This window comes from Mariniluteicoccus endophyticus (assembly GCF_054780035.1).
The window spans coordinates 148,340-166,503 of sequence record NZ_BAAGXC010000023.1; the positions used below are offsets into that span (position 1 = coordinate 148,340).

Annotated in this window: 14 protein-coding genes; 8 read left to right on the forward strand and 6 right to left on the reverse strand. The window is 69.9% G+C overall.

The genetic code is table 11. The features are described 5' to 3' along the window. Together ACYVGD_RS12560 and ACYVGD_RS12565 are read left to right on the forward strand one after the other, a co-directional pair. Complete coding sequence (locus ACYVGD_RS12560; protein ID WP_460744051.1) at positions 1-1,335, forward strand: ATP-binding protein; 1,335 nt, start codon at positions 1-3, stop codon at positions 1,333-1,335. 5 nt (positions 1,336-1,340) lie between these two features. Then, on the forward strand, positions 1,341-2,054 hold the full coding sequence (locus ACYVGD_RS12565) for a response regulator (protein ID WP_460744052.1): 714 nt from the start codon (positions 1,341-1,343) through the stop codon (positions 2,052-2,054). Between the two features lie 78 nt (positions 2,055-2,132). Here the strand turns inward: ACYVGD_RS12565 and ACYVGD_RS12570 are convergent, their stop codons facing one another. Beyond that, positions 2,133-2,402 carry a GlsB/YeaQ/YmgE family stress response membrane protein gene (locus ACYVGD_RS12570; RefSeq protein WP_460744053.1) on the reverse strand — a complete coding sequence of 90 codons (270 nt, stop codon included), beginning with the start codon at positions 2,400-2,402 and terminating at the stop codon, positions 2,133-2,135. Positions 2,403-2,533: 131 nt separating this feature from the next. Next, the gene (locus ACYVGD_RS12575; RefSeq protein ID WP_460744054.1) at positions 2,534-3,766 is read right to left on the reverse strand and encodes a phospholipase D-like domain-containing protein; all 1,233 of its coding nucleotides are present in this window, start codon (positions 3,764-3,766) and stop codon (positions 2,534-2,536) included. 74 nt (positions 3,767-3,840) lie between these two features. Between ACYVGD_RS12575 and pcrA the strand changes: the two genes are divergently transcribed. Next, a complete protein-coding gene (gene pcrA / locus ACYVGD_RS12580; protein ID WP_460744055.1) occupies positions 3,841-6,264 on the forward strand; it encodes a DNA helicase PcrA in 2,424 nt (807 codons plus the stop codon). Positions 6,265-6,345: 81 nt separating this feature from the next. Here pcrA and ACYVGD_RS12585 read toward each other — a convergent pair whose 3' ends face one another. Both ACYVGD_RS12585 and ACYVGD_RS12590 read right to left on the reverse strand, forming a co-directional pair. Beyond that, positions 6,346-7,422 carry a M23 family metallopeptidase gene (locus ACYVGD_RS12585; protein WP_460744056.1) on the reverse strand — a complete coding sequence of 359 codons (1,077 nt, stop codon included), beginning with the start codon at positions 7,420-7,422 and terminating at the stop codon, positions 6,346-6,348. A 288-nt stretch (positions 7,423-7,710) separates the two neighbouring features. Beyond that, positions 7,711-8,850 carry a M23 family metallopeptidase gene (locus ACYVGD_RS12590; RefSeq protein WP_460744057.1) on the reverse strand — a complete coding sequence of 380 codons (1,140 nt, stop codon included), beginning with the start codon at positions 8,848-8,850 and terminating at the stop codon, positions 7,711-7,713. A 252-nt stretch (positions 8,851-9,102) separates the two neighbouring features. Here ACYVGD_RS12590 and ACYVGD_RS12595 point away from each other — a divergent pair, with 252 nt between their 5' ends. From ACYVGD_RS12595 to ACYVGD_RS12610, 4 genes are all read left to right on the forward strand, one after another. Further along, positions 9,103-9,519 (forward strand): cobalamin B12-binding domain-containing protein, encoded by a 417-nt coding sequence (locus tag ACYVGD_RS12595; RefSeq protein ID WP_460744059.1) that lies wholly within the window; start codon positions 9,103-9,105, stop codon positions 9,517-9,519. A gap of 127 nt (positions 9,520-9,646) precedes the next feature. Beyond that, positions 9,647-10,828 carry an ADP-forming succinate--CoA ligase subunit beta gene (gene sucC, locus ACYVGD_RS12600; protein WP_460744060.1) on the forward strand — a complete coding sequence of 394 codons (1,182 nt, stop codon included), beginning with the start codon at positions 9,647-9,649 and terminating at the stop codon, positions 10,826-10,828. Between the two features lie 13 nt (positions 10,829-10,841). Then, on the forward strand, positions 10,842-11,735 hold the full coding sequence (sucD, locus tag ACYVGD_RS12605) for a succinate--CoA ligase subunit alpha (protein ID WP_460744061.1): 894 nt from the start codon (positions 10,842-10,844) through the stop codon (positions 11,733-11,735). Positions 11,736-11,841: 106 nt separating this feature from the next. Then, the gene (locus tag ACYVGD_RS12610) at positions 11,842-12,075 is read left to right on the forward strand and encodes an antitoxin (RefSeq protein WP_460744062.1); all 234 of its coding nucleotides are present in this window, start codon (positions 11,842-11,844) and stop codon (positions 12,073-12,075) included. Positions 12,076-12,138: 63 nt separating this feature from the next. Here the strand turns inward: ACYVGD_RS12610 and ACYVGD_RS12615 are convergent, their stop codons facing one another. Next, positions 12,139-13,425 (reverse strand): MFS transporter, encoded by a 1,287-nt coding sequence (locus tag ACYVGD_RS12615; protein ID WP_460744063.1) that lies wholly within the window; start codon positions 13,423-13,425, stop codon positions 12,139-12,141. A gap of 55 nt (positions 13,426-13,480) precedes the next feature. After that, a complete protein-coding gene (locus ACYVGD_RS12620; RefSeq protein ID WP_460744064.1) occupies positions 13,481-16,249 on the reverse strand; it encodes a hypothetical protein in 2,769 nt (922 codons plus the stop codon). A 167-nt stretch (positions 16,250-16,416) separates the two neighbouring features. Here ACYVGD_RS12620 and ACYVGD_RS12625 point away from each other — a divergent pair, with 167 nt between their 5' ends. Further along, on the forward strand, positions 16,417-18,141 hold the full coding sequence (locus ACYVGD_RS12625; RefSeq protein ID WP_460744065.1) for a cell division protein PerM: 1,725 nt from the start codon (positions 16,417-16,419) through the stop codon (positions 18,139-18,141). Positions 18,142-18,164: the final 23 nt, after the last annotated feature.

Here is an 18,164-nt window from a genome sequence, read left to right on the forward strand (position 1 = left end):
ATGGCGGCCACCGATCCCGAAGTGCCCGAACGCCTGGACCACCCCGAGGGGGACGTCCCGGTGGGCGCAGGCGTGCCCGCGACCCGCGAGCCGGGTGATGTTCTCGAGCGGCTGCGCGCGACGCGTGAGCCGCAGGGTGCCTGGCTGGGTGGTGTGTGCACGGGACTCGCGGCCCACCTGGGCGCCCCGGTGCTGGTGCTCCGCATCGGGTTCGTGGCGCTTGGCTGCGTCCAGCTGATCGGGCTCATCGCGTACGCGGCGCTCTGGCTCGCGCTCCCGCCGGCTCCGAAGGCGGAGGTGGCACCCGGGCTGGAGTCGGCGTCGCGGTCGAACTTGCGCACCACGACCAGTGGCCGCCGACGTGCCGCCGACGTCGGCACCGTCTTGGCGCTCGGCATGATGGCGGCCGGCCTGTTCGCGCTCGCCCAGTTCAGCGGACTGGGTGTCTCGCAGGCGTTCCTGTGGCCGGTTGCGTTCGCGTTCGCCGGCGTCGCGCTGGTCTGGCGTACGGCCGACACGGCGGGGGAGCGGCGCGAGAAGGTCGACGGGCCCGCCTGGTTGGCGCCGTTCGTGGCGCGGGGACGCGTGCTCACGATCGCCCGCATGGTGCTCGGCATGGCGCTGGTGGGGGCTGCGGTCTCGATGGTGATCGCGTCACAGGCGGGCGTCGAGGAGCTGCCGCGCGTCCTGGGCATGACGGGGCTGGCGCTGGCGGGCATCGGTCTGGTCGTGGCCCCGTGGGCGTACCGGTCGCGTCAGGCGCTGCAGGTCGCCCGCGAGGACAAGGTACGCGCCGACGAGCGCGCCGACATGGCTGCCCACCTGCACGACTCGGTACTGCAGACGCTGGCCCTGATCCAGCGGCAGTCGACCGATGCGAAGGCCGTGGCCACGCTGGCGCGCCGGCAGGAACGCGAGCTGCGCACGTGGCTGTACGGCGACGTCATCAAGGAGGAGACGTTCAAGGCGGCGCTCACGGCGGCGGCTGCCGACGTCGAGGACGAGCGTGACGTGCCGATCGAGGTCGTGTGCGTCGGTGACGGGCCGATGGACGAGAAGGCGGAGGCGACGGTGCGTGCCGCGCGCGAGGCGATGGTCAACGCCGCGAAGCACTCCGGGGCCCCGCGGATCTCGGTGTACGCCGAGGTGGACGACGACCGGATCGAGGTCTTCGTGAAGGATCGCGGCAAGGGCTTCGACATGGCGGACATCGCGGATGATCGAATGGGGGTCAAGGGGTCGATCCTGGGGCGAATGGAGCGCCATGGCGGCAGCGCCCGGATCAGGTCGGCCCCAGCAGACGGCACCGAGGTGAGACTGGAGATGGAACGATGAGCGACATGGATCAGCCGAGTGGGCTCGGTCAGGGCGGTTCGGCGACGTCACCGGTGGGTGGTGCGCCCACCGACTCGACCAAGCGCCTGCGGGTGGTGGTCGTCGACGACCACGCCATGTTCCGCGCCGGCGTCAAGCACGAGATCGGCCGGGTCGTCGACGTGGTCGGCGAGGGCGAGGACGTCGACACGGCTGTGCGGGCGATCGCCGAGGTGAAGCCAGACGTGGTGCTGCTCGACGTGCACATGCCCGGCGGTGGCGGTGTGGAGGTACTCAAGCAGGTCCACGCGAAAGACCCGGAGGTAAGGTTCCTCGCGCTGTCGGTGTCCGACGCGGCGGAGGACGTGATCGGGGTGATCCGGGCCGGCGCGCGCGGCTACGTCACGAAATCGATCTCGTCGGAGGAGCTCATCGATGCCATCCGGCGTGTGTCGGAGGGCGACGCGGTGTTCTCGCCGCGGTTGGCCGGGTTCGTCCTCGACGCCTTCTCCGGCGCCATCGACGTGGCCTCGGTCGACGAGGACCTCGACAAGCTGTCGAACCGCGAGCGAGAGGTGCTGCGGCTGATCGCCCGCGGCTACTCCTACAAGGAGATCGCCCGGGAGCTGTTCATCTCGATCAAAACCGTCGAGACCCACGTGTCGTCGGTGCTGCGCAAGCTCCAGCTGTCGAACCGCCACCAGCTGACCCGTTGGGCGACCGATCGCAAGCTGGTCTGATCGTCGACGACGAAGAACCGCCCCGCACGAGAGTGCGGGGCGGTTCTGCTCGCTTGTTGCGGGGGATCTCAGACGACGTCAGGCGCGGGTGCGGCCCTTCACGACGAAGCCATAGATGACGAGGACGAGCAGGGCGCCGATGACCGAGGTCAGGAGGCCAGCGACGCTGAAGACGTCGGAGTAGGAGACGTTGAACAGGAGTCCACCGAGGAAGCCGCCCAGGAGGGCACCGATGACGCCGAGGACGATGGTGGCCAGAATGCCACCACCCTGCTTGCCGGGGAGGATCGCCTTGGCGATCGCGCCGCCGATGAGGCCGATGACAATGTACGCAATGATGGTTCCCATGTGAACCAAGGTAGCGCCGATCACACCGGGAACCATCGAATTATCGACATTCTCAGTCAAGCCTTGGTGAAGTCTCAGTGCGTGCGTGGTCGAAGTGCCCCCCACTGGGCCGATTCTGAGAGGCCGCTCATTCAGAGCAGCGGTCTGAGCGGCTTGAGGACGCCCTCGGAGAACTTCATCATCCAGTGGCGCGACGTCCACTCGGCCAACGTGAGCTCGCGGCAGTTCGTCAGGTCGAGCTCGAAGACCTCGGCCATCTTCTCGGCCATGTCGGAGTCGGTGATGTCGAGGTTGATTTCGTAGTTGCCGGCGAGCGACAGCCGGTCGAGGTTCGCCGTCCCGACGGTCGTCCAGGCGTCGTCGACCAGCGCGGTCTTCGAGTGGACCATCGCTCCCTGGTAGAGGAACAGGCGTACGCCCCCGGCCAGCAGCTCGCGGTAGCCGCCACGCGAGACCCAGTCGGCCACGATGTGGTTGGAGCGCTCGGGGACGATGATGCGGACGTCGACGCCGCGGCGAGCGGCCTGAACCAGCGCGCGGGTGAGGTCCTCGTCGGGGATGAGGTACGCGTGGGTCAGCCAGATGCGATCGGTGGCGCGGTCGATGGCCTCGAGATACATGTAGCGGATGGGGAAGACGCCCAGCTTGGGGACGTTGCGCTGCACCTTGATGCGGCTGAAGAAGTCGCGGCGGCGGCCGTCGGTGAGGACGGGGCGGCGCGGCGAGGGGCGCAGGTTCCAGTAGTCGATGAACGCGTTGTCGAGCTCGGCCACGGCGTCACCGTCGATGCGGACGTGGGTGTCGCGCCAGTCGGTCGCATACAGAGTGCCGATGTTGTAGCCGCCGATGAACCCGATGTCGCCGTCGATGGTAAGGAGCTTGCGGTGGTTGCGGCCCCAGTTGCGGGGATGCCACCAGTCCCAGACCATGTCGATCAGCGGGTGGCGCAGGATCTTCACGTCGGGATGGAACCGGTAGAACTTGGGCGGGACGACCAGGTTGGCGAACTCGTCCCACACCAGGTAGACCGCGACGCCGCGTTCTGCGGCCTCGTTGAGCGCGCGCCGGAAGGCCCGGCCGGTGGCGTCGCCCTTCCAGATGTAGGTCTCGAGGAAGATCCGCTCCTGGGCCCCCTCGATGGCCTCGAGCATCGCGTCGAAGACGTCTTGGCCGTAGGTGTAGACGACCACGTCGGTGCCCCCCGCGCGTACGGGCGTGGGGTCTGCCTTGGGGAAGACGACGGGAGAGCGGTCCTGCTTGCGGCGGTGGTCGGCGACGAACAGGCCGGCCAGGGTCAGGGCCTGCAGCCCGAGGACGGCCAGGACTGCACGACGGACCCACGTGCGCACGTGACGGAACCACATGGCCCAGAGTCTATGTGCCTGCGCACCGTGCGTCGCCGGGTTTCGTCGGTGGCAACGCATAGGCTGGTCCAGCCATGACGACGAACGATCTCGATGCACTTTTCCCCCTCGATCCGCCCACTGCGGCGCCCGCGCCGCAGGCCGAAGAGGCGCACCCGAAGAACAAGGGCGTCGACCTGCTCGAGGGCCTGAACGAGCCCCAGCGGGAGGCGGTCGTCCACCGGGGCTCACCGGTGCTCGTGGTCGCGGGCGCCGGGTCCGGCAAGACGCGAGTGCTGACGCGCCGCATCGCCCATCTGGTCAAGGAACGCGGCGTCCATCCGGGCTCGATCCTGGCGATCACGTTCACCAACAAGGCGGCCGCCGAGATGCGCTACCGCGTCTCCGAGATCGTCGGCAACCGCGCGAAGATGATGTGGGTCTCGACCTTCCACTCGGCCTGCGTACGCATCCTGCGCGCCGAGATCCACCGTTTCGGCTACGCGCGGACGTTCTCGATCTACGACGACACCGACGCCAAGCGGCTGATGCAGATGGTGTGCAGCGACCTCGGCCTCGACTCGAAGCGCTTCCCCGTTCGCGGCGTCATGAACTGGGTGTCCAACGCCAAGAACGACCTCGTCGACCACGAGTCGCTCGGCTCACGCATCACCAACGGCAACGACGAGGTGTACGCGGAGGCCTACGGCGAATACCAGCGCCGTCTGCGCGCGGCGAACGCGCTCGACTTCGACGATCTGATCATGCTGACGGTCCACCTGCTGCAGGCCTTCCCCGACGTCCGGGAGCAGTACCGTCGCCGCTTCCGTCACGTGCTGGTCGACGAATACCAGGACACCAACCATGCCCAGTACGCGCTGATCCGCGAGTTGTGCGGCGCCGAGGTCGGCGACCCGTCCATCAAGGGTGTCGAGCCGCCCGAGCTGATGGTCGTCGGCGACTCCGACCAGTCGATCTACGCGTTCCGCGGGGCGACGATCCGCAACATTCTCGACTTCGAGTCCGACTTCCCCGGGGCCCGCACGATCCTGCTGGAGCAGAACTATCGCTCGACCCAGACGATCCTCAGCGCCGCCAACGCGGTTATCGGCCACAACGAGGGGCGGCCGTCCAAGAATCTGTGGTCAGACGCCGGTGACGGCGCGATGATCACCGGCTACGTGGCCGACACCGATCGTGACGAGGCCCAGTGGGTGGCCACCGAGATCGACCGGCTCGTCGACGCGGGCGACACGACGTACGGCGACGTGGCGGTCTTCTATCGGACGAACGCCCAGTCGCGCACGTTCGAAGAGGTCTTCATCCGCACGGGCATGCCCTACAAGGTCGTGGGCGGAGTGCGCTTCTACGAGCGCAAGGAGATCCGGGACCTCATCGCCTACCTGCGGGCCATCGCCAACCGCGCCGACGACGTGTCCGTTCGCCGCATCCTGAACGTGCCCAAGCGGGGGATCGGCGACCGGGCCGAGGCGGTCGTCGAGTCGCTGGCCCAGCGTGATCGCATCCCGTTCGCCGATGCGTTGCGGCGCGTCGAGGGAGCCGGGCTCGCCACCCGCTCCGAGAAGCAGATCAAGGGCTTCGTCGAGATGATGGACGCCCATGAGGCGATGGTGCGCGAGGGTGTCGCGGCCGACGAGATCGTGGTCTCGATCCTGGCGGCGTCGGGCTACCTCGACGAGTTGAAGGGCTCCAGCGACCCGCAGGACCAGACCCGGCTCGAGAACCTCGCGGAGTTCGTCGCCGTCGCCGAGGAGTTCGTCGCTCAGGCGGCGGTGGTGGAGGCCGGGAACGACGAGGTCGACGAGGAAGGTCGCCTGATCGGCGCGCCCGAGCCGGACCCGTCGCTGACGGCCTTTTTGGAGCGCATCGCGCTCGTCGCCGACTCCGACCAGATCCCCGACACCCCCGAGGGGGAGGAGGCGGGCGTGGTCACGCTGATGACGCTCCACACGGCCAAGGGCCTGGAGTTCGACACGGTCTTCCTCACCGGGCTGGAGGACGGCGTCTTCCCCCACATGCGGGCGCTCGGCGACAAGGCTGAGCTCGAGGAGGAGCGGCGGCTGGCGTACGTCGGGGTGACGCGCGCCCGCAAGAAGCTGCACCTGTCGCGGGCGGTGACCCGGGCCGCGTGGGGAGCGCCCCAGCACAACCCGGCGAGCCGCTTCCTCGACGAGATCCCGGCCCGGTTGCTCGACTGGCAGCGGCTGGAGTCGGCGACGACCCAGTGGCGCAACACGTCCGCAACGTCGTCGTGGGGTGGCGGGCGCCCCCGCAGCGGCACCGCGGACTTCGCCCAGACCGTCGGTTTCGGCTCGAAGCGCGAGAAGCGGGAGATCCCGTCGCTCGCCCCTGGCGAGCGCGTGCTCCACTCGAGCTTCGGCATGGGCACCGTCGTCGCCGTCAGCGGAACCGGCGATGCCACCAAGGCCGATGTCGACTTCGGCTCGGTGGGTGTGAAGCGTCTGGCGCTCAAGTTTGCGCCGCTCGAGAAGCTCTGACCTGACCGACGGGTCCCGGAGGCGCGTCGGGCGGCCGACGCCATCGCGTCGACCGCCCGAGCAGTCAGAGGGCGGGGTGACTCAGAGGCGAACTCCCTGGGCCATCATCCAGCGGTAGGGGTCGTCGGACGTGTAGGGGTTCGACGTCTGACCGCCGGCGGGGTAGTGCTCCATGTGGAGGTGGGGGCCGAAGGTGCGTCCGGTCATGCCGACCGAGCCGACCTGCTGGCCTGCGGCGACCTGCTGGCCGGGGCGCACGGTGGCGCCGGACATGTGGGCGTACAGCGTGTAGGTGCCGTCGCCGTGGCGGATGATCACGTGGTTGCCGGCCCAGCCGCCCGCGTTGGGGGAGACGACGACGCCACCGGAGACGGCGACGATGGTTGTGCCGATGGGGGCAGCGAGATCGATGCCCGTGTGGTAGCGGGACCAGGAGCCGACGGCGCCCCAGCCCGCACCACGGACGTAGGAGGCCATGGGCTTGACCGCGCCGGCACCTCCGGGAACCGGCATCGGCATCGGGACGGCGGCGGGAGCGGCGGCAGGGGCCGGGGCCGGGAGGGCGCCCGACTTGATGAGCTCTTCGGTCTTGCGCTTCTCCTCGGCGAGGCGGGCCTGCTCGCGCTTGGCGGCCTCACGGGTGTTGTTGAGCTCCTTGGCGCGGGCGTCGGAGACGGCGAGGCCGGAGGTCTCGTCGGCCTTCTGGTTGGAGCGCTCGAGAGTGGCGCCACGCTCGGCGGCCTTCTGGGAGGCGACGGCGCGGTCGATCTCGGCACGCACCGCGTTGCGGCTGGAGCTGTCGGCGGCGACGCGGTTGAACGCGTCGAGCTCGCCGGTGGTCTCGGTGGCGTCGCGGTTGACCTCGGGGTCGACCGCGGCCTCCTGGGCCTGGGGGGTTACGGGCTCGGGGACGGCTTGGGTGCTGTCGGCCGTACCGGTAGAGGAGGTGGTGGTCTGGTTCGACGTCTCGACCGACTGGGCGGCGGCGCTGAGGGTGATCGAGCCGACGAGTCCGAGGCCGAGTGCGGAGACCGCGGTGGCGGCCAGCGCGTGCTTGACGAGGGTGGTCGGGGTGTCGTCGGTGTGGGTGGGGCCGACGGGGGCGAACGCGCGGCGGGGCCCATGGTGGGCAGCGCGCCGAGCCTGCTTGATTGCCATGCCTTCTCCTGCTCAGGGGCGCCCCGGGGTGGCGCCTCCAGAGGACCTTAGCCCTTTCTAAGAATCTTTCACAAATCCTGTGCCCACTCGTGTGACGAATGAGGTGAATGAGGCTGAAGTGACCGCGCTCGGGCGTGGCGAACGCCATGTGGACAAGAAAAACGGGCTGTGCCGCCGCGTCGGGGGAGGAGTTCTCAGGTGATCCATCCTGAGACGAACATGCTGAGGATGCGGCGAGGGCAGTGCCGCACTGGTGCGACACTGCCCTCGCCGGATAGGTCAGATGGGTCAGAGGCGTACGCCTTGGCGCAGCATCCATGCGTAGGGGTCGTCGGTCACGTAGGGGTTGCCCACGACGCCCTGCGGGTAGTGCTCGAAGTGTAGATGGGGGCCGAACGTGCGGCCTGTCATGCCCACGGCGCCGATCTGCTGGCCGGCAGTCACTGTCTGGCCCGGGCGGACGAGGGCGCTGTTCATGTGGGCGTACAGGGTGGCCGAGCCGTCGGCGTGCTTGATGACGACGTGGTTGCCGGCCCAGCCGCCACCGTTGGGGCTGAGCACGATGCCGCCGGCGGCCGCGCGGATCGGAGTGCCGATCGGGGCGGGGAGGTCCTGGCCCGTGTGGTAGCGCGACCACGCGCCGACCGCGCCCCAACGGGCGCCCAGCGAGTAGGAGCCCGGCGCCATCGGCGAGGCGGCCTGGCCGCTCACGCCCGGCGCGCCCGGCGCGGGAGCCGGTGCGGCGGCGGGGGCCGCGGCAGGCAGGGCCGCGGCAGGCAGGTTCGAGCTGGCGTCGGGGGCGGGCTGCGCACTCTGGGTCTGGGCGGCCTTGAGGGCCTCCTCGGCCTTGCGCTTCTCCTCGGCCAGGCGGGCCTGCTCGCGCTTGGTCGCCTCGGCGGTGTTGACCAGGTTGGTCGAGCGGGCGTCCTGAACGGCCCGGCCCGACTCCTCGGTCTGCTGCTCCTCGGACTCGGCCAGAGTGGCGCCGCGCTCGCGGGCCTTCTGGTCGGCGACGGCACGGTCGATCTCGGCGCGCACCGCGTTGCGGGAGGTGGAGTCGGCCGACGAGCGGTCGAAGGCGTCGAGCTCGCCGTTGGCGTCGGACTGGCTGTCGCGGTTGGTCTCGACCGGCGACTCGTTCTGCTGGGCGGGTGCCGGCGGCTGCGCCTGGGCCTGCGTGGTGTCGGGGGCGCCCTGGCCCGCGACCGCGGCGGGGGAGGTCTGGGTCGACTGGGCGGCGGCCGTCAGGGCCACTGTGGCAGCCAGACCGAGGCCCAGCGACGAGATCGCGAGGGCGGCGAGGCTCTGGCGTACCAGCGAGGGGAGGTGGTCGTCGGCGCGATCAGCGTTCGGGGAGAGAACCTGGGTCGGGTCGATCGTTGCGGCTCGGCGGGGACCGCGAGCATTGCGGAACGAACGGGTAGTCACTGGGTGTGTCTCCTGACGACAGACAGCATTGGGACAGGGCCACCGGGCGGGCCCTCGACCACTCAAAGGTAACGCTCGGGTAACCGTCGAACAAGGTCGACGGGCCGGATTTCTGAAAATCTCTCAGGTGGCCCTTGCTGCGCCGGGGTTCGCGCCGGTTCGTGTGCCGAAGATCACTGCGGCAACTTCCGGCTGCCCGCTCCTGCGTACGAGTTCCGGGGGGTGCGCACGCCACGGCCGAGGATCTGTAGTGTGAGACTCGTGGATAACAACGCCCCGATTCGAGTGGTCGTCGCCAAGCCTGGTCTTGACGGACACGACCGCGGCGCCAAGGTCGTCGCCCGTGCTCTTCGTGACGCGGGCATGGAGGTCATCTATACCGGCCTCCACCAGACCCCCGAGCAGATCGTCAAGACAGCCATCGCGGAGGACGCGGACGCCATCGGCATGTCCATCCTCTCCGGTGCCCACATGACCCTGTTCGCCAAGGTCCTCGAGCTGCTGAAGTCCGAGGACGCCAGTGACATCGTCGTCTTCGGCGGCGGCATCATCCCCGAGGACGACCGACGGCCGTTGGTCGACCTCGGTGTCGCGCACGTCTTCACCCCCGGCGCGACCATGGCCGAGATCGTCGACTGGGTGCGCGCCAACGTCAAGCACGCCGCCTGATCCGTGCAACGGCACGATTTCGCCCTCGACCACCAGTAGCGCTAAAAACTGAAGCAAGGAAGTCGGGGGAGTGCCCCCGGCGCAACCCAATGCCGCCCAAGGGCGGAAGAACACGGATGGAGCCGTCGTGGATCTCTACGAATACCAGGCGCGCGACCTCTTCGAGTCGCACGGGGTGCCCGTTCTGCGGGGCATCACGATCGACAAGGCGGAGGACGCCCAGAAGGCTGCCGAGGAGCTCGGCACGCCTGTCGTCGTCGTCAAGGCGCAGGTGAAGACCGGTGGCCGCGGCAAGGCTGGCGGCGTCAAGATCGCCAAGAGCCCCGAAGAGGCAGCGGAGAAGGCCGGCGAGATCCTCGGCATGGACATCAAGGGCCACACGGTCAACAAGGTCATGCTCGCCGAGGGAGCCGACATCGCCGAGGAGTACTACTTCTCCCTGCTGCTCGACCGTGCCAACCGCAGCTACCTCGCCATGTGCTCCAAAGAGGGCGGCATGGACATCGAGCAGCTCGCCGTCGAGCGCCCCGAGGCCCTGGCCAAGGTCGAGGTCGACCCGGTCGTCGGCATCGACGACGCCAAGGCGATGGAGATCGTCCAGGCCGCGGGCTTCGATGAGGCCGACCAGAAGAAGATCGCCGACGTGCTCGTCGTTCTGGGCAAGGTCTACCAGGAGGAGGACGCCACGCTCGTCGAGGTGAACCCGCTGGTCAAGACCGGGGCAGGTGACATCGTCGCCCTCGACGGCAAGGTCTCGCTCGACAACAACGCGCGTTTCCGCCATGCCGAGCACGAGGCCCTCGAGGACCACTCGACCACCGATCCGCTCGAGATCAAGGCCCAGCAGCTCGACCTCAACTACGTGAAGCTCGACGGCAACGTCGGCATCATCGGCAACGGCGCCGGCTTGGTCATGTCGACGCTCGACGTCGTCGCGTACGCCGGCGAGGAGTTCCCTGGCTCGCCCAAGCCCGCCAACTTCCTTGACATCGGCGGCGGCGCCAACGCCGAGGTCATGGCCAACGGCCTCGACGTCATTCTGGGTGACGAGCAGGTGAAGTCGGTCTTCGTCAACGTCTTCGGTGGCATCACCGCGTGCGACGCCGTCGCCAACGGCATCGTCCAAGCCTACGACATCCTCAAGAGCAAGGGCGCCGAGCCGAAGCCGCTCGTAGTACGCCTCGACGGCAACAACGCCGAGCTTGGCCGCAAGATCCTCGACGACGCCCAGCTCCCGCTGCTCGAGCGTGTCGACACCATGGACGGGGCCGCGCGCCGCGTCGCCGAGCTCGCCTCCCAGGCGAAGTGAAAGGACGAGAACAATGGCAATCTTCCTGAATTCTGATTCCAAGGTCATCGTCCAGGGCATGACCGGCTCCGAGGGCATGAAGCACACGCACCGCATGCTCAAGTCGGGCACGAACGTCGTGGGCGGCGTGAACCCGAAGAAGGCCGGCCAGGAGGTCGAGTTCGAGGGCGGTGTGAAGGTCCCCGTCTTCGGCACCGTCGCCGAGGCCATGAAGGAGACCGGTGCGAACGTGTCCGTCGCCTTCGTGCCGGCCAAGTTCACCAAGGCCGCCGTCGTCGAGTCGATCGAGGCCGAGATGCCGCTGGTCGTCTGCATCACCGAGGGTGTCGCCGTCAAGGACACCGCCGAGTTCTACACGATGACCAAGGGCACCAAGACCCGTCTCATCGGCCCGAACTGCCCCGGCCTCATCTCCCCGGAGCAGTCCAACGCCGGCATCATCCCGGCCGACATCGCACCGAAGAAGGGGCGCATCGGCCTCGTCTCGAAGTCCGGCACGCTGACTTATCAGATGATGTACGAGCTGCGCGACTTCGGCTTCTCCACCGCCGTCGGCATCGGTGGCGATCCCGTTATCGGCACCACGCACATCGACTGCCTTCAGGCCTTCCAGGACGACCCGGAGACCGACGCGATCGTGATGATCGGCGAGATCGGCGGCGACGCCGAGGAGCGTGCGGCCGACTTCATCAAGGCCAATGTGACCAAGCCGGTCGTCGGCTACGTCGCCGGCTTCACGGCCCCCGAGGGCAAGACGATGGGCCACGCCGGCGCCATTGTCTCCGGCTCCTCGGGCACGGCTGCCGCGAAGAAGGAGGCCCTCGAGGCCGCCGGCGTCAAGGTCGGCAAGACGCCGTCCGAGACCGCCGCCCTGATGCGCGAGATCATGCAGGGCCTCGGCCAGTGAGCTGAACCGTTTCCCCGCGCGAGAGCGTCCACCCATGGGGGTGGGCGCTCTCGCCGTTTCCTGACCCGCTAACGTCGATCGCCCCGCAACCGACGGAAGGAAGCACATGAGCTTCATGGACAAGGCGAAGGATCTCGCCGGTCAGCATCCCGACCAGGCGCGGCAGGGCATCGACAAGGTCGAGGACGCCGTGGACGCGAAGACCGGTGGCAAGTACGCCGCCCGGATCGAGCAGGCCGGTGACGCCCTGAAGCACCAGTTGGGTGTCGACGATCAGCCCGCCCAGACGCCTGCGGAGGCGCCCGTGTCTGTCGAGGAGCCCCCAGCAGACCAGCTCTGACCACGGGCCGACGAGCCGCAGCCCATGGGGTTGCGGCTCGTCGTGCGTCCGGTGCCGGGCAGCTCAGGCGGGGCGTACGCGGAGGTCGTGCTGCGTACGCCCGATCGCGACGGTGACGAACGTGGCCACGGCGCACAGGCCCGCCCCGCCCACCCAGGCGAGCGTGTAGCTGCCGTGCACGGCACGCAGCCAGCCGGCGCCGAGGGCGGCGGCCGCCGCTCCGATCTGATGGGCCGCGAAGACCCACCCGAAGACGATGGTGGCGTCCTTGCCGAAGGCCCGCGCGCACAGCATCGAGGTGGGTGGCACCGTCGCCACCCAGTCGAGGCCGTAGAAGACGATGAAGAACCACATGCTCGGGCGTACGCTCGCATCGAGCAGGCTGGGCAGGGCGACCAGTGCGATCCCGCGCCCGAAGTAGTAGGCGGCGAGCAGCCACTTGGGGTCGAGCCGGTCCGACAGCCAGCCGGAGGCGACGGTGCCGATGATGTCGAAGATCCCCACGAGCGCCAGCAGCCCGGCGGCGACAGTCGTGGGCATCCCGTGGTCGTGCGCGCCGGGGATGAAGTGGGTCCCGACGAGACCGTTGGTCGTCGCGCCGCACACCGCGAAACCGATGGCGAGATACCAGAACGTGGGGTAGCGCATCGCCGCCACGAGGACACGCACGGTGCGTGCGGCGGCTGCCGTGGCAGCCCCGGGGGCGTGGGAGACACGCACGGGCACCACGGGTACGCCCGGTGGCGTGCCGTAGGGCGTGACGCCGAGCGCCGCTGGGGACTCGTGGAGGAAGAGCCTGACGAGCGGGATGACGGCCAGGGCGAAGCCGGTGACGACCCAGGTCGCGTACGTCCAGTCGATGTGGTCGACGGTCCAGGCCACCAGTGGCAGGATCAGCAGTTGCCCGGCGGCGCTGCCCGAGGTCAGGACCCCCATGACCAGGCCGCGGTTCCTGAGGAACCACGCGTTGACCACGGTCGCCGCGAACACCAGCGCCATGGAGCCCGTGCCGAGCCCGATCAGCACGCCCCACGTGGCGACCATGTGCCACGGCCGCGTCGCGAGCGTCGACAGGCCGGCCCCGCCTCCGATGAGCAGGAGCGCGAGGGTCACGACGTTGCGTACGCCGAACCGTTCCATGAGCGAGGCGGCGAAGGGCGCGGTCAGCCCGAACAGCAGCAGGTTGACCGCGATGGCTGTCGAGAGGACCGTCCGGTCGAAGCCGAGGGACTGCTCGACGGGCACCATGAGGGCGCTTGGGGCGGCACGGAAACCCGCCGCGGCCACCAGTGCCAGAAAGGCCACGGCGGTGACGGTCCAGGCGGGATGCCACCGACGGGTCCGGGTCATGACGCGATCATGGCACGGCGCGAACCCGGGGGAGCGGCTTCTCAGCAGTGGGACGTCAGCGGGCTTGGGTGGCCCGCTCACCTGCACGCAGCGAGATCGAGATCCACTGGTCGTCGGTGAAGTCGAACGTGTCGCTCGGGTTGGATCGCAGGTAGATGACCTTCTGGCCCACCGAGAGCACGGCCACGCGGTATTTCGACGTGCGGTTGGCGTCGACCTTCACGTTCACCGTGTACCAGCGGCCCTTGATCGGCATCCCACCCGCACCCGGGGTCTCGATGGCACGCCGGCCCGCGTTGTCGGCGAGCTTGGCGACCAGCGTGCGCTGCTCACAGCTCTCGATGGACTGCATGACGCGGTCGGCGAGGGCGTTGGCGTCGTTGCCCGCGTTCATGGCCAGGACCACCTCGTCGATGCCGAACGCGGTGGGCGCCTTCGGGTCGTTCTTCAGCAGGTAGGTGCGCTGCTGACGGGTGGTGGCGCCGGCGGTGGTGTTGAAGTCGATGGACTCGCAGCCGGAGCCGTCCTGGACGTCGATGCGGGACGCCACGGCGTTGCCGTGCCACGTGCCCTGGCCTACGGTCACGCGCGGGATGTCACCCGCCGCGAGGAAGCCGGGCTGGTCGCCACCGGGCGGCGGGACGCTCCAACGGACCTCGAAGTCGGGCGAGGTGCACAGGCCGACCGCGGCCGAGCACTGGCGATTGACAATCTGGGCGAGGGCCTTGCCGAGCCCCTGCTCGTCGGCGGGCTGGCCGAACCGGGCGACGTCGACGACGTCGACGACTCGACCGGTGCGCGCCATGATGATCGTGTGGTATTCGGAGGACTGCTCGAGCAGGACGACACGGACGCCGAGGGCCTGGTTGCCGAGGCCACGGATCTGGATGCCGCGCTCGACGAACAGCGGTGAGCCCACGCAGCCACCCAGCTCGTTGGCCTTGAAGTTGAAGACCTGGGCGGCCTCCTCGGGCGAGCTGTACGCGTCGGCGCGGTGGAGCGCCTGCGTCTTGTCGTTGCCGGAGGCGGTCAGCGTGCGGATGAACGTCGACTGGGGGATCGGCTGACCGGTCGCCTGGGGGCCGATGCACGCCGCTCCGGGCGATTGCTCGGTCGCGCTGTTCTGGGTGAGGGTCGTCGTCCAGGTGCGACCGGGATCGATCTGCTTGGCCTGACCGTCGGTCATGAGCATGCCCTCGGTCAGCACGGGTCCCGGCGAGACGCCCGGGATGGCCGTCGGGGTGGCACCCGCCTGGGGCGTCTTCTGTCCGCGATCCCACACGACGTAGGACGCGATGACCACGATCACCGCGAGCATCGCGATGGCGGCGATGGTCAGCGAGGCGGTGTTGCGGCGCTGGACGGCGCGACGCCCCACGGGGGTCTTCTGGCGGTTGAAGATCGAGGCTCGGCCGGCGGCGCGACGCCCGGCGGGTTCGTCGTCGTTCTTCCGCGGGCGGAAGCGACGGCGGGGCGGCTCGTCATCCTCGAGCTCGGCGAAGGGGTTGTGGGGGCGCTCGGGCTCACCGGCAGTGCCCTCGCTCGTGGCCGACGCGGCGGCGCCCGCGCCGGCCGCGGCTGCCCCTGCCACGGCGTCACCCGCACCGGGACGGGAGTCCTTGGTGGGCTCGCTGCGCGGCGCACGCGGCAGGACCACCGTCGCGTCGTTGGATGCCGGCGCGCTGAAGTCCGGGCCCTTGACGTGGTCCGGCTTCTTCGCGGTCTCGCCCGTCTTGCTGGTCTCCGGTGACTTGCTGGTCTCGGCGGCCTTGCCAGCCTCTGTGGTCTTCGGCGCGGGGGTCTTCGAGGTTTCAGGGGCCTTCGCGGAGTTCGAGGCCTTCACGGTCTTGGGCCCGGTCTGCGGCGGGGCCGCCGAGGGCGCGCCCGGACGCGGGGCAGCGGGCGTGGTGGCTGCACCCGTGTCGGCTGCAGCCGCGGAAGCGGCTCCGGCAGTGCGAGACGGAGCGGCGGTCGATTTTCCCGGCTGGGTCGAGGTGGATTGAGCCTTCGGGGAGGTCGAGTCCTCGCCGGAGCTCGCGCTCGACGCAGCGGGTCGCGAGCTGGCGGCCGTACGCGGGGTGGCCACCTCGGACGTGCCGGCGACGGCCTTCGGAGCGTTGGGATCAGGCCGCCCCTGAGGGACACGGGGGGTGTCGGCCTGGCCGGTCGGGCGCAGCGGGGTCGGTTTGATCCCGCCGACCGCGCGAGGCTCGGCCGGGGCCGGAGTGTCGGGCTTGGGTACGGGCGTGGTCGTTGGCTCGGGTCGGCCGCGGTCCTTGCGGCGGCGGGACATCCAGCTCGCCGCAGCGCCCACGGCGGCGATCGCCCCGGTCGCAGGTCCGCTGGAGCGTCGGTCGGAGTGGGGCTCGGGCTTGTCGTCCCCGGCGGCAGGGCGCGGCTCGCGCCGGATGACGGACGTGCGGGCCGTGTCCGGCTCGGTAGAGTCGTCGGGCTTCGTCCCGGAGGCGGGTGGCTCGGACCGGTCCGGGCTCGCGCCCTTCGGCTGTGGGGTGGGCGTCTGCGGGGTGGGCGGCTTCGCCGTGCCGGACGTCTGTGCCTGCTCCTTCGTGCCCGAGGGGCCCTTCGTGCTGGCGGGTCCCGTCGTGTTGGTCGGCCACTTCGCGCTCGCGGGCGGCGTCGTGGTGCTGGGCGCGGCCGCAGACGTATGCGAAGACCCCCCGGTCGTGGGGGCGTCGTCGGGGAGCAGGATGCCTCGCTTGGGGCGCACGCTCTCCGGCGTCTCTGGGATCTCCGGCCCGTCGTCGTGAGGGGTCAGCGCGGCTGCCCGTCGCGGGCGGGGATCCCTTGTGTTGTCGCCGGTCAAGCTCGCTCCTCCCTGCTGCTCTTGGTCCATCAATTGCTCACAGGTGATCAAACTTTACCCGGTAATGGCGTGTCAGGGCGATTCGGTCCGCTCAGTGCGAAACCATATACCGGGTCATGCCACGTCTCCTGCCGCACCGCCGAGGTGCCTCCGACCTGATGCTGAGAGTGCGTTCGACGGACGACTCAGACTCGTCCGTCCGCTCGTCGACGGCCTCTCCAGAGCCCTCGCTGCCGTGGTTCGTGACGTCCATGCTCGCGGGCGTCGGCGGGGCCCTGGGCGGCTGGTGCATCGTCGCCGGGGTGGTCGTCGTCGGATGGCTCCTGGCCCAGACGGGTGCGCTCGGTTCGGCACTGGCTGCGGCCACGCAGATCTGGCTGCTGACCAACGGGGGCGGCCTCGTCCTCGACGGCCAGCGCATCACTCTGGTCCCGCTCGGCCTGACCGCGCTCCTGTCGCTGCTGTTGAGCGGACTCGTGCAGGGGGCCGCCCGTCAGGCGGTGGTCGCCGACGAGGCCCTCGGGCTCGATCTCGACCACACGGATCGCGGCCGGATCGCCCGCAACGTCGCGCTCGTCGCCGGCGGCGCGTACGCCGTGTGCGTCACCCTCGCCGCGACGATCGTCGGCACCTCCAACCAAGGGGCGCGGGCACTTGTCGGCTCGGTCGTCATCGGCCTGCTCGTGTCGTGGCTGTCGGCGTGCAGGGGGACGGCCTACCGCGTCAGCGAGGACCTGCCCCCCTGGGCCGCGCCCCTGCTCGGTGCCTTGCGGGCCGGGGTCCTGTGCGTGGTCGGCGGTGGGGCGGCCGCGCTGGCCGTGACACTCTGGCTCAAGCGGGCGCAGGTCGCCGAGCTGTACGCGGCCGTCGCACCGGACCCCGTCTCCGGCGGCGCGTTCACGCTGCTCCAGCTGTGCTACCTGCCGAACCTGGTGATGTGGGGGGCCTCCTACGTCCTGGGTGCCGGCTTCGGGCTGGGGGAGGGCTCGATCGTGTCGCCCGCGAACACCGACCTGGGGCTGATCCCCGGTATCCCCGTCCTCGGCGCGCTGCCGGTGGAGGGATCGGGCTCGTGGCTGACGCTCGCCTGGATGGCTGTCGGCGTGGTCGCGGGGGCGCTGGCCGCCGCGGTCGTCGTGAGGCGCCGCTCGCGCGCCCGCTTCGACGAGACGGCCGTGGTGGGTGGCCTCGCCGGCCTGCTGGTCGCCGTCGTTGTCCTCCTGCTGGCGCTCGTCACCCGCGGCGACCTCGGCGACGGACGTCTGGTCGGTCTCGGCCCGCGCCTTCCCGAGCTCGCCATGCTGGGCGGCTCGGTCATGGGGCTCTCGGGTCTGGCAGTCGGGCTCGTGCTGGGGATCTTCCGCCGGCCCGGCGCCGAGGACCAGCCCCAGGAGCAGTCGGTCGAGGACCAGACGACCGAGGCAGGGGCCGGCTCCGACGAGCTGGTCGAGACAGACCCAGAGAACGGGGCGAGCGCCACGGAGGAGGCCGACGAGGCCGACGAGTCGACCAGAGAGGTCGTGAACGGCCCGGTCGACGAGCCGACGTGCCTTGTGGTGGAGTCGGTGGAGCCCACACGCCGAGTCTCCGCCCGCGGGCCTGCTGAGGCCCGGCCCGCCGAGGTTGAGCCCGCGGGGAACGAGACCGTCGGGGTCGACTCTGCCGGGGACGAACCTGCCGAGGGTGAACCCGCCGAGGACGAGCCGACTCGGCCGGTCGACGCCGGCCCCCGGCTCGACGACGAGCCCACGATCCAGGTCGACGAGCCCACGATCCAGGTCGACGAGCCCACCGTCCGGGTGGACGAACCGCAGATCGACGGTGGGCGTGACGACGAACGGGGCGACGGCCGTCCCCGGCGTCGCGGCCTGGGCCGCCTGTGGCGTCGCTGACGGTTGCGCCGGACTTTTCTTTC

Bases quoted from the DNA above. Each gene is read 5' to 3' on its own strand.
- ACYVGD_RS12560 (WP_460744051.1), top strand. From the start codon at position 1: ATGGCGGCCACCGATCCCGAAGTGCCCGAACGCCTGGACCACCCCGAG.
- ACYVGD_RS12565 (WP_460744052.1), top strand. From the start codon at position 1,341: ATGGATCAGCCGAGTGGGCTCGGTCAGGGCGGTTCGGCGACGTCACCG.
- ACYVGD_RS12570 (WP_460744053.1), bottom strand. From the start codon at position 2,402: ATGGGAACCATCATTGCGTACATTGTCATCGGCCTCATCGGCGGCGCG.
- ACYVGD_RS12575 (WP_460744054.1), bottom strand. From the start codon at position 3,766: ATGTGGTTCCGTCACGTGCGCACGTGGGTCCGTCGTGCAGTCCTGGCC.
- pcrA (WP_460744055.1), top strand. From the start codon at position 3,841: ATGACGACGAACGATCTCGATGCACTTTTCCCCCTCGATCCGCCCACT.
- ACYVGD_RS12585 (WP_460744056.1), bottom strand. From the start codon at position 7,422: ATGGCAATCAAGCAGGCTCGGCGCGCTGCCCACCATGGGCCCCGCCGC.
- sucD (WP_460744061.1), top strand. From the start codon at position 10,842: ATGGCAATCTTCCTGAATTCTGATTCCAAGGTCATCGTCCAGGGCATG.
- ACYVGD_RS12610 (WP_460744062.1), top strand. From the start codon at position 11,842: ATGAGCTTCATGGACAAGGCGAAGGATCTCGCCGGTCAGCATCCCGAC.
- ACYVGD_RS12615 (WP_460744063.1), bottom strand. From the start codon at position 13,425: ATGACCCGGACCCGTCGGTGGCATCCCGCCTGGACCGTCACCGCCGTG.